The following is a 287-nucleotide window of genomic DNA, read 5'->3' as shown; positions in this document are numbered from 1 at the left end:
TCTTTCGGCTCTTTATAATACGGCAGGCCCGGGAAAGGAAATTTCCGGGGAACTAACAGAGAAGATCCGGGGACTTCCGGACTGTGATCTCAAGATCTTCGTCTCACTGTCCTGTACCATGTGTCCGGAGGTGGTGATGGGAGCGCAGAAGATCGCCTCTTGTCATCCAGGGATCAGTGCCTCAATGTGTGATCTTCGATATTTCCCGGAGGAAAAGAAACAGTACGGAATCCTAAGCGTTCCTTGTATAGTGATCGACGGTGAAACAGTATTCTTTGGCAAAAAAA

At 48.4% G+C, this 287-nt stretch carries 1 protein-coding gene; it reads left to right on the top strand.

From position 1 onward, the window contains the following. Window positions 1-287 (top strand): thioredoxin family protein (locus HJY11_RS13540; RefSeq protein ID WP_208076458.1); only part of this gene is annotated, 287 nt, incomplete at both ends.

It is taken from the genome of Bittarella massiliensis (ex Durand et al. 2017), assembly GCF_017566145.1.
GTDB classification, from domain to species: Bacteria; Bacillota; Clostridia; order Oscillospirales; family Ruminococcaceae; genus Bittarella; species Bittarella massiliensis_A.
Note: the sequence above shows the minus strand (reverse complement) of the source record. Positions and strands in the feature narration are given on the sequence as shown.